The 10,040-nt window shown below is 70.7% G+C and carries 11 protein-coding genes and 1 pseudogene; 6 read left to right on the forward strand and 6 right to left on the reverse strand.

Features of this window, described 5'->3' with window-relative positions; all coding sequences use genetic code 11:
• Positions 1 to 102: 102 nt before the first annotated feature.
• The 3 genes from phoU to AB0F91_RS46200 all read right to left on the reverse strand — a co-directional run bounded on the left by phoU (position 103) and on the right by AB0F91_RS46200 (position 2,248).
• Complete coding sequence (gene phoU, locus AB0F91_RS46190) at positions 103 to 756, reverse strand: phosphate signaling complex protein PhoU (protein ID WP_360608723.1); 654 nt, start codon at positions 754 to 756, stop codon at positions 103 to 105.
• 189 nt (positions 757 to 945) lie between these two features.
• Entirely contained in the window at positions 946 to 1,266 is a 321-nt protein-coding gene (locus AB0F91_RS46195; protein WP_360608725.1) for a hypothetical protein, read from the reverse strand.
• 136 nt (positions 1,267 to 1,402) lie between these two features.
• Entirely contained in the window at positions 1,403 to 2,248 is an 846-nt protein-coding gene (locus AB0F91_RS46200) for an NmrA/HSCARG family protein (protein ID WP_360608727.1), read from the reverse strand.
• A gap of 223 nt (positions 2,249 to 2,471) precedes the next feature.
• Between AB0F91_RS46200 and AB0F91_RS46205 the strand changes: the two genes are divergently transcribed.
• Together AB0F91_RS46205 and AB0F91_RS46210 are read left to right on the forward strand one after the other, a co-directional pair.
• Complete coding sequence (locus AB0F91_RS46205) at positions 2,472 to 3,641, forward strand: NUDIX domain-containing protein (protein ID WP_360608729.1); 1,170 nt, start codon at positions 2,472 to 2,474, stop codon at positions 3,639 to 3,641.
• Between the two features lie 297 nt (positions 3,642 to 3,938).
• Entirely contained in the window at positions 3,939 to 4,316 is a 378-nt protein-coding gene (locus AB0F91_RS46210; protein ID WP_360608730.1) for a YrhK family protein, read from the forward strand.
• Between the two features lie 380 nt (positions 4,317 to 4,696).
• Here AB0F91_RS46210 and AB0F91_RS46215 read toward each other — a convergent pair whose 3' ends face one another.
• From AB0F91_RS46215 to AB0F91_RS46225, 3 genes are read right to left on the reverse strand one after another with little or no spacing between them, the layout of a single operon-like run.
• Positions 4,697 to 5,740, reverse strand: coding sequence for a 3-oxoacyl-[acyl-carrier-protein] synthase III C-terminal domain-containing protein (locus AB0F91_RS46215; RefSeq protein ID WP_360608732.1), 1,044 nt, complete (start codon positions 5,738 to 5,740; stop codon positions 4,697 to 4,699).
• Positions 5,734 to 6,933: an acyl-CoA dehydrogenase family protein gene (locus AB0F91_RS46220; protein ID WP_360608735.1), complete on the reverse strand. Its 1,200-nt coding sequence runs from the start codon at positions 6,931 to 6,933 to the stop codon at positions 5,734 to 5,736. The genes AB0F91_RS46215 and AB0F91_RS46220 overlap by 7 nt, the downstream gene beginning before the upstream one ends.
• The gene (locus AB0F91_RS46225; protein WP_360608737.1) at positions 6,930 to 7,652 is read right to left on the reverse strand and encodes a methyltransferase domain-containing protein; all 723 of its coding nucleotides are present in this window, start codon (positions 7,650 to 7,652) and stop codon (positions 6,930 to 6,932) included. Before AB0F91_RS46225 ends, AB0F91_RS46220 begins: the two co-directional genes overlap by 4 nt.
• Positions 7,653 to 7,750: 98 nt before the next feature.
• On the opposite strand from AB0F91_RS46225, the gene AB0F91_RS46230 reads away from it, so the two are divergent.
• The 4 genes and pseudogenes from AB0F91_RS46230 (at position 7,751) to AB0F91_RS46245 (ending at position 9,595) form a co-directional block, all read left to right on the forward strand.
• Positions 7,751 to 8,563, forward strand: coding sequence for a UbiA family prenyltransferase (locus AB0F91_RS46230; protein WP_360608739.1), 813 nt, complete (start codon positions 7,751 to 7,753; stop codon positions 8,561 to 8,563).
• A 194-nt stretch (positions 8,564 to 8,757) separates the two neighbouring features.
• Positions 8,758 to 8,934: pseudogene (locus AB0F91_RS46235) on the forward strand (leucine zipper domain-containing protein); the annotation flags it as partial.
• 77 nt (positions 8,935 to 9,011) lie between these two features.
• On the forward strand, positions 9,012 to 9,206 hold the full coding sequence (locus AB0F91_RS46240; RefSeq protein ID WP_360608743.1) for a hypothetical protein: 195 nt from the start codon (positions 9,012 to 9,014) through the stop codon (positions 9,204 to 9,206).
• 167 nt (positions 9,207 to 9,373) lie between these two features.
• Positions 9,374 to 9,595, forward strand: coding sequence for a penicillin acylase family protein (locus tag AB0F91_RS46245; protein WP_360608741.1), 222 nt, complete (start codon positions 9,374 to 9,376; stop codon positions 9,593 to 9,595).
• The last annotated feature ends 445 nt before the right edge of the window (positions 9,596 to 10,040 follow it).

Raw genomic sequence — 10,040 nt, forward strand, 5'->3', positions numbered from 1 at the left:
GGGTCATGCCCCGATGCCAGCGTCAGCCTGGCAGCAACCCGACCCAGCCGGATCACCGGTCAAAGAATCACAGTTCCGATGTTCCTCAAACGCCGAGCCGAGTTAGGTGTTGTGGAAGGGAAGTTCGCCGGTGGCGGCGAAGCCCAGTCGGTTGGCCACGGCGACGGCGTGGTCGCCGAAGCGTTCGTAGAAACGGGCGAGCAGGGCGAGGTTGATGGCTGTCTGGACGCAGTGGGGCCACTGGTCGCTGGTGATCTGGGCGAGGACGTGGGCGTGGATGGTGTCGATGGTCTGGTCGATGTCGGCGAGGTCGGCGAATCCGCACGGGCATTGGCGGTCGATGAGTTCGGCGAGCCGGTCTGCCATGGCGGCGGCGGCGTCGGCCATTTCGGCGAAGTCGTATTCGAGGTGGGCGGGCACGGCGTGGTGGGGGTGGGCGAAGCGGACGGTGTCGGCGATGTGCGCGGCCAGATCGCCCATCCGCTCGAGCCGCTCGGCGCAGTAGATCGCGGCCAGGATGGTTCGCAGATCGTGTCCCTTGGGTGCTTGGAGGGCCAGCAGGGTCTGGGCGTGTGATTCGCAGTCCGCGCGGGCCCAGTCGATCTCGGCGTCGGCGGCGATCACCTGCTCGGCGAGGTCCAGGTCTGCGGTCCGCAGTGCTCTGCTTGCCCGGCGGATCGCGTCGGCCGCGAGCGTGCACATCAGCCCCAGCTGTGTGCTGAGGCGGTTCAGCTCGTGGTGGAAGCTCTCGCGCATGTCCGCACCGTTGTCCCTCGAGGGCCAGCCGGACGCCGGCCTCTCGCGGCGTCGGGGCGGCACGCGCGTAGCGCGGCCCACCGGCAGGCGAGGGGGGTGAACGTCCTGCAGGCGGGTCCGCCGCGCGCCATGCCGCCGCGCCGCGTGTCCATGATTGTCGTCTCGGTGCGGGGCACTGCCGCCATGGTGTTACAAGATCTTTTGTGGATGGGCTCTGGCTCGTCGGTGTCCAAGGACATGATCCGGCCACTCTTCGGCCACCTCGGCGACCGAGACCCGGACCAGCTTGCCGGTATCCGCGGCTTGAAGGCAGGGACCGTGCCCGGTGGCGTACTGGTCGCGGTCGAGGGCGGTGACCACCTCGGTGGTGCTCGCGACCGTCGCAGGGTGGTGGTCGCTCAGCAGGGTGATGCCGGCCTCGTGGACTCCGGGCACGGCGGTGACGACCTGGGCGCACATCTGGTGCAGCAGGCCCGTGAAGTCGTCTTCGGTGGCCAGCGTCGCGGTCAAGGACTCCAGAGGCAGGTCACCTCGTCCAGCACCGCGGGCCACGAGCTGTCGGGGCTGGATTGCATTGTCGGCTGCTCCTGCCTGCTGCGCCACGCGCACGAGAAACCTCAGCCACCACACCGACGCGGCTGTCACTTCACGCGGCGAACGTGCGCGCCGCCCAGTCCGCGAAGCTGGTCCACGTCAGGTGCGGAGCGGCGGCGTGCAGCGCGGGGAGGTCGACCTGGTAGCCCGGGCCGTTGAGGAACGTCCACATGGCGAGCATGTCGGGGTTGCCGATCGCGGCTAGCGGCACCTGGTTGTAGTCGACTTCACGCCCCAGCGCCCGGCCCAGGGCGGCGGTCATCTCGGCCGGGGTCGGCGCGTCGCCGGCGAGCTCGATCCGCCGGCCCGAGTAGCTGCCGGGGTCGAGGAGCACGGCCGCGGCGAACCGGCCGAAGTCGCCGCGGTCGATCTGCTGCAGCTGCCGGTCCGGCGGCAGGGGCAGGTCGAGCACGCCGGCGCGGATGCGGTCCACGCCGCCCAGCGCGTTGTCGTAGAAGTACGTCGGCGCCAGGACCGTGTGCGGCAGGCCGGACCTGCGCAGGTCACCCTCGATGCGCGCCTTGCTCTCGAAGTGCGGGATCGCGGTCTGCTCGCCCGCTCCGGCCACCGAGCTGAACACGAGGTGGGGCAGCTGCGCTCGCCCGGCCGCGACGATGATCGCCCGGCCCTGGGCGACCTCCGCCTCGATGCCGGCCTCGAACGGTGTGGTGAACGCGAAACCCGCGGCGGTCCCGCGCATCGCGGCCGTGAGGGCTTCGGCGTCGTCCAGTGAACCGGCGAGCACCTCGACGCCCCGCTCGGCCAGCCGGCGGGCGCCGGCGCTGCGCGGATCGCGCACCACCGCACGCACCTTCGTGGACCGCGCGAGCAGGGCTTCGGTCACGGCGTGCCCCTGCCCGCCCGTGGCGCCGAGTACGACCACCGGTGGCTCGACCATTACACCCTCATTTCGACACGTGAACCCAGCGGCATGGTAGCCGCGCGCGGCGTGCGCAAGCCATTCGCGCGGCCTCGGGAACATGATTCTGACCAAGGCCGGGCTGACCGGCCGCAACGCCGATGCCTCGCAGAGCAGCATGACCACTGCGACCGCACCTCGGTTCTTCCCGAGCGTCTGCGTACCTTGGGCTGTACCGACCAGTGCAGGAGGAGGGGAAGCGATGTTGACATACCGCGAGGGCGCCGAGGCGCGACGCGGTGGTTTGGACCTGGTGCTGTCCCTGACTGCGGAGCAGTCCGCTGTAGTGGGAGCCGACGCGGCGGAGCTCGCTGAAGCGCTGCACACGGTGCTGGCGGGGCTGGCCGAGCAGCGACAGGGGCGCGACGCCGGGGCCCCGGTAGACGCAGGCAGCCTGACCGACGACCCGGTCGGTACACGACTGGCGTGGGACGTAAAGTTGCTGCGCGACGTGTGCGGTCTGCTGGCCCACATCGAGGGGGTGCGTGCCGCCGGCATCCGGATGCACGCACACGACGGTGGCTCCTGCAGTCAGCTGGCGACGGCCATGGGCGTGCCCCGGCGCACCGCCCAGCGCTGCCGAGATGCCCTCGGTGAGCCGGGGCCGGCCGAGTTGTGGGCGACCGGCAGTCGCAGCGAGGTGAGCCGCGCCGGCGCGCGGGTGCCGGACACCGTGCGCTCGTGGTCGACGCCGTGGCCGGGATACATCCCGGTGGACATCACACCGTCGCAGCTCGTGGGCGCCGGTTTGGAACGCAGCGTGCGGGCGGGATGGGCTGATCCCTATGTGACGCCGAACGAGGTGACGGACTGGCCCGAGCGGCAGGCTGCCGCGCTGGTGCCCTACCGGATCGATGACCGGCGCCGGCCGCTGAACCCGACCGGCCGCACCGGACGATCCGGGCGGCACCTCGGAAGATGGGGTGAGAACCAGGCGGTGGACCCGATCGTGGTAGCCGGTGCCGGCACAGCGGACCCGCAGGTGCTGCTCATCCTGCGTGACGATTGCCGGGAGTGGGCCATTCCCGGCGGCATGGTCGATCCCGGCGAGACCGCAGCTCGCGCTCTGGCGCGCGAGCTGCGCGAAGAGACCGATGTGGACCTGACGAAGGTCGAGCCGACGATTCTGATGCGGACCTACGTGGAGGACTGGCGGAACACCGATCACGCGTGGGCGTCGAGCACGGTGGCGCTCTACCGGCTGGAGAAACCGGTTGTGGCCAATGCGGGTGACGACGCAGCCGCGGTCGCGTGGTTCCCGTTCGTCAGTCTGGACGCGCTCACAGCGGCGATCGAGGGTGTCGGGGGAAAGCTGTACGAGGGGCACCGACCGCTGCTGTCGGCAGCTTGGGAGCACATCCGCGAGGCGTGACGGTCAATTGTCGGTGTGGGGCAGTTTGAGCCATCGCCATACACCGCCCCGACAGACGGGGATGTCTGCTGTCGGCGTAACACGTCGCAGCCCCACGTTCGTCAGACTGCGGCGACTGCTCGTGCCGATTGCGAAGGCGTTGGTAACGGGGCGGGCAGCGTGGTGGACGCATAGGGAGAACCTCCGGCCGCGGTTTCTCCGCAGGCACGTAGGTATGCGACCCGGATGGTGCACACCGGCGATCCGGCGGCCTCCAGGGGATCGCCCGATCCAGGCCATCCGCGCGGACAGGATTTCGTGCTGAGGTTCGGCCACGGCGAGCTGATCATCCGCGAGCGGTACGAGGTCCTGAGCATCGCGAACGACCTCATCGCCCTGTGGTTCGTCGCGGGAAGTGTCCTGTTCTTCTCCGAATCCCTCAGCACGCTCGCGACGTGGTTTGTCCTCATCAGCAGCGTCGAGCTGCTGATCCGGTCGGGGATCCGTCCGTCGCGTTCTGCTCCTCGGCCGCGACCGCGGTGCTCGTCGAGGCTCGGGAGGCCAGTAGGGCACGCGCTGAACTGCCGCTGGCGGTGGGGCGCTACCTCGCGACCGCACGCTCAAGCTGATCGGCTTCGGCCCGTGTTCATCCTGTACCAGTCGGCGAGAGAAGCACTGGCCGCCGACGCCACCTGACCGGCACCGCCGAGCTCCACGCCACCATCGGCCGGACCTGATCCGCATCACCGGCACCGCCCGAGGCCACTGGCAGCCACCCGCGCCCGACCCGGGCCCGTTTCACGGACGCGGCTCACCCCTCATCCGCACCTTCTCCGACCACACCACCTTCCCCACACCACCGAGCTCGGCGCCATCGTGATCACGACCTGGCACTCCTCTCCGTGAACATCCTGGCCGCGTCGAACAACCACGCGTAGCACGGTTGAGGGTCCGGACCAGCTGGGTAAAGTGGCGGCCGGGCGGTCAAGCAGCGCGCGGTCCGGCCCGCCCCACCAGAAGCCACGCCACGGCCCGCATCGCGAGTCTCGCGATCGTCGGGACCGGGGCCGCGAGGCTCAGTCCGGTCGTGACAGCAGTGCGGTGTAGAGCGTCAGGCCAGGCCCGAATGCCATCATCACAGCGGGTTTCCCAGTTTCGGGTTGCCCGCCGCGCAGGAGCTCGTCGAGGATCACCAGGACGGTGGCCGAGGAACAGTTCCCGCGTTCCCGCAGGACGCCGTGGGAAACTCCGAGCGCGCCGGGTGGCAGCTCCAGTCGATGCTCGACGGTGTCGAGGATGCGCGGCCCGCCGGGGTGGACCGCCCAGGCTCCGATGTCGCTGACCGCGAGGTCGTGCTCGTCCAAGAGGCGGGTGACCACCGGGCCGACGTGCCGCCCGAGCACAGCCGGTACCTCGGGGGAAAGCCCCATGCGGAAGCCCTGGTCGGTGACCTCCCAGCGCATGTGCCCGGCGGTGGCGGGGTCGGTGCGCGCCGCGATGTCCACCACGCCGGGGCCCGGGCCGGTCGGGCGCAGCACGACGGCCGCGGCGGCGTCCGCGAACAGGGCGTGGGTGACGACCTGCGAGAGGTCACCGGTCGTGGGCTGTGCGTGCAGCGAAGTCAGTTCGAGGCACAGCAGCACCGCGGGCCGGCGTCGGGCCACCACGTAGTCGGAGACTGCGCCCAGGCCCGGCAGTGCGGCGTAGCAGCCCATGTGGCCGATCAGCAGGCGCTGGACGTCGTCGGGCATGCCCAGGGCTGATGCCACGCGGATGTCGAGACCGGGGGTGGAGTAGCCGGTGCAGGAAGCCACGGCGAACATGCCGACCTCGGAGGCGTCCAGCCCCGCGTCGGCCAGTGCGGCGCCGACGGCTTTCGTGCCCAGCGCGGGCGCGTCGGCGATGAAGCGTTCCATCCGCTGCGAGGTCGACCACTGCGACACGTCCTCCTCGAGTGGATTGGCCACTCCGTGCCGGTGCCGCACGCCGGCCGCCCAGAACAACCGTTCGGCGACGCGGGAATGACCCAGCCGCGGCGCGAAGAACTCGTCCCACAAGGCGTCCTGCTCGAGCCGGGCTGGGAACGCGCATCCGGATCCGGCGAGCCTCGCGATCACCACCGGGACACCGCGGTGTCGCCGTCGGGGTCGAGTGCGGTGCTTCCGAGGTGGTCGGCGCAGACGTCGGAGGTGGCCGGCTGCAGTGCACCGCACCGCGCGTCGCGGTAAAGCCGCTCCAGCGGGTGTCCCCGCCGGCTCGCCGATGCTCCGGCCGCTTCCAGCATCGACGACGCGACCGTCGCCGCGACGTCTCCGGCCAGGAGTTTGGCCCGCCAGGCCCATCGGTTGGTCTCCGGTTCACCCGGCGCCGTGTCCACGCGCCGGGCGGCTTCCGCCACCGCTGCGCGTGCCCCCGCCACGGTGGCGTCGGCACGGCCGACTCGGGCCCGCACCGAAGGGAGCGTGTGCAGCTTGCGTTCACGCAGGTGCGCGACAGCCGCGTCGATGGACGCTTGGGCCACCCCGACATACACCGCGGCGTAGGACGCCACCAGCCATTGGGGCATGACCTCGGCCAGCAGGAGAGCCAGCCCTTCGACCCCGCCCAGCAGCGCGTCCGATCCCACAGTCACGTCGAAGTGCACGTCGTGGCTGCCGGTTGCCCGCATGCCCAGTGAGTCCCAGGTCTTCTCGACGCGGACTCCGGGGCCCGCGGGCACGAGGAACTGCGACACGACCGGCTGATCTGCGGTTGTGATGGTGGCGCGCGCGGCGACCAGGTAGGCGTCGACGTGCCCGGCACCGGAGACGAAAGCCTTGCTTCCCGTGATGCGGTAGCCGCCCTCCACAGGTGTGTAGCTGGTGGTCAGCGAGGAGAGCCGGGAACCCGCGCCTCGCTCGCTCATCGCGACGCCGAACAGCTTCCCGCCGAGCACCTCGGTCAGCACGCGGTCGCGGGCGGTGAAAAATCCGTCCGGAACCCCGAATGCGCGGGCCAGGTCGTCCGACACGAGCGCGAGTGCACCGGTGACCGAGGCGTGCATGTTGAAGATCAGCGCGGTGGACCCGGCGCCTGTGCCGAGTTCCGCGGCGACCCGCGCGTAGTCCGCGAAGCCGGCTCCGATGCCGCCCAGCCGTGCGGGGACCATCAGTCCCAGGAGCCCGGACTCCCTCAGGTCGGTGAAATCGTCGGCCGGGAACACACCCTGCGTGTCGTGCGTCGTGGCGCGCTCGGCGAACCGCGGGGCGAGGTTCCTGGCCGCCTCCAGGGCGCTCGCAGGATCGGCCGGAGCTCTCGGCACTTCGTCGATCATGAAGATTCCTTCCTTCCCCAGCCTTGGAAGAGCACAGCGGTGGTGCCCACGGGCAGCATGCGCACCGAATCGGTGCGGTGGGTGAGCCAGCGAGCAACGTCCACCCCCGACGGCCGGATACCCCGCAGCGTCAGCGGAACACCTTGATCCGCGCAGCACTCGATCAAGCGGCTACGATCGACGAACAAAGCGGGATCGTGGATCCCCGCCGGCGGGCCGCCGGGCAGGCGTTCGGCCACGCTCACGGCGAGCACCCGGGACAGCCAGGTGTCAGCCAAGGTGTCCAGCACCAGCCAGCCACCCGGCCGCAGCACACGGCACGCCTCCGCGACGACCGCGCGGAAGTCCCGGACATGCTCCAGGATTTCCCCGGCGCACACGACGTCCGCGCACTCGTCGGCCAGGGGTACGAAGCGGACGTCGGCGCGCACCGGTGACACACCGTGGGCGGCCGCTTGCACCAGAGCCGTCTCGGCGAGATCGACGCCGATGTGGCGGTAGCCCTTGCCTTCCAGGTGCGGAGCGAGAAGACCGGCCCCGCAACCGAGGTCGGCCAGCACCGCGTCCGGCCCGTTCGACGGCGGAACCAGTGCGGCTCGGGCCGCCGCGAGCCAGTGGAGCATCGCGAACTCCCCTCGCGGCCGCCACCACTGCGCGACCAGATCGTCGTACTGCGCGGGGTCGTTCGGTGCGCGGCGTGCTGCGGCACGGAAAGGCACGTCCTCCACGCTCGCACACCCGGCGGCGTTCCGCGCCGCGAAGCCGCTCGCGGGGCGGTCGGCCGGTGCGCTGGCGCAGACCCTGCGAAGCTGGCCTCGTGCACGCCACCGCTCGAGGTCTGGTGCGGGCCTGCCACCCCGAGCCGACGCTCGCTGTCACCGCGGTGGCGGCCGGGATCGCGGTCACCGCGGGACGCCCACCGTGGGGCGTCCTCCTCGTCGCGGCCGCTGTCCTCACAGGCCAGCTGTCGGTGGGCTGGCTCAACGACTACCTCGACGCCGCACGAGACCGGGAAGTCGGCCGTGCCGACAAGCCGATCGCCACAGGTCTCGTGGAGAAACGGATCGTCGGAGCGGCCGCCTGGTGCGCCGGCGCGGCGTGCGTGCCGCTGTCGTTGTCGACGGGTGTGCTCGCCGGCGGTGTGCACCTGGTTGCGGTGGTGTCCGCGTGGGCCTACGACGCGGGCGTGAAGTCGACCAGGCTCTCGGTGCTGCCCTACGGGCTGTCCTTCGGGTTGCTGCCGGTGTTCGTGGTGCTCACCAGTGGCCAGGCTCCGCCGTGGTGGCTGTTCACCGCGGGTGCGCTGCTGGGCAGCGGAGCACACTTCGCCAACGCGCTGCCGGACCTCGCCGACGACGCGCGAACCGGCGTGCACGGCCTGCCGCACCTCCTGGGACCGCGCTGGTCCAGCCGGGCCGCGGTGGCCCTGTTGCTGGGGGCCATGGTGTGCCTTGTCGTGGGCCCAGAAGGTGGTCCGAGCCTCGCGGGGCTGTCCCTGTTCGCCGCCGCGTGCCTCGTCCTCGCCTTCGCCCTGATCCCGAGACGTGGTAGCGGCTCACGCGCGTTGTTCCGGGCGATCATGGCCGTCGCGCTGCTGGCGGTCGTGCTCCTGCTGATCACCCCGTTGTGACGACCGCACGTCGTGTTCGAACAACCCCGGGAGTCCAAAATTTTCTTCTCAGCCGACCGGTCACCGAACTGGCGGACGGTGTTCCCCTAGGTGTATTTGGCCAGGACGTTGGTAGCAGCAGTTGGTGGTTGAGGTGGGGAGAGCCTCCGGATGGGGTGTGGTGTGTCTAGGACCCACTCCAACCGGAGGCTCTCGTGTCTCACAGTAATGCCCGGACCACGGTTCGGGGCCGGTTGCTGATTGTCCGGCGTCACCGGGCAGGGTGGCCGCAGGCGCATATCGCGTCCGCGATGGGAATCTCCCGTAAATGTATGAAAACCGGGCTGGGCCGGTTCGCTGCGGAGGGCGAGCCCGGACTGCGGGATCGATCAACGGCCGCCGCGCTGTTCGAGGTCTGGTACCGCCGGCGCCTGCGGCTCGCGTTGCTGGCGCAGGCCCTGGACCGTTGGTGGGCGCGGAAGCCGCCGACGCGACGGCCACCCGCGTCTCACCCCCGGAGGACCTGCGCGCGGACGCGCAGATCGCCCTCGAGCTGGTCGAGAACTCCGACGTGTTCGCCGACGTCGTCGCGAAGGCCCTGCCCGGCACCGTCGCTGACCTGGAAGAACTGCTGAGCACGTCGCCCGCACGCAGCACCCGCTGAAGGCGTTGCGGCCACCTCGCCGAAGACCGGCTCGCCACGGAACCGTTTCCGCGAGGCGGCAGCGGTGAGGCGCTGGTTTACCGCGCTCGGCGAAATCCTGCACCGAACTACTCCAACGCATCGCCAGTGGCTACACCGTCGGGACCACCGCGTACGGCCCGAACTTCGTGCAGTCGGCAGGCGCGACGTTCCGGCTCGTCGTCGACGTCGGCGAGTGGAACTCGTCGCTCGCCATGAACGCGCCGGGCCAGTCGGGCCCGCCTCGACGACCCGCACCTGACCGACCTGTTCGCCCGGTGGGCACGCGGCGAAGCCTTCCCCTGCTCTACAGCCGGGAGCGGATCGACGCCGAGGCGGAGACCGTGATCGAGCTGAACCCACCCGCCTGAACTGCACTGACGAATGAGGAGGCCCCAGGAGTCACCTGCAACTCACGCCCCGCGAGAAGATCGCCGTGCCACCTGCCCAGCGCAGCCGCCGGACCACGCCCTCGCTGCCAAACGGAACCGTTCCGGCCCGCGCGCCCTCGCCCCCCCACAGACCCCCGTGGCACGGTCACCCTGCCCCGGCTTAGGCGGGCCTCGGTACAGGGCGCCGACTCCACGCCAACGACGTCGATGATCCGGTGCCGGCGCCAGGCGCTCCAATGTCCGCCAACTCAAGGCAATCCGCCACGCGGGCGTGATTGGGGGCAGCCGCACGAGTCGGCGGTTGCGACGCACGACCGCGAAATCAGCCGGGCGGGGAGAAACGACCGGGCTGGCGCTGGCGCGCATTGTGGTGCGTTCCAGCGCCGGTGCCGGTGCGTGGGGACTCGACTGGACTCAGTTTCCG

It is taken from the genome of Amycolatopsis sp. NPDC023774 (assembly GCF_040639695.1).
Lineage (GTDB): Bacteria > Actinomycetota > Actinomycetes > Mycobacteriales > Pseudonocardiaceae > Amycolatopsis.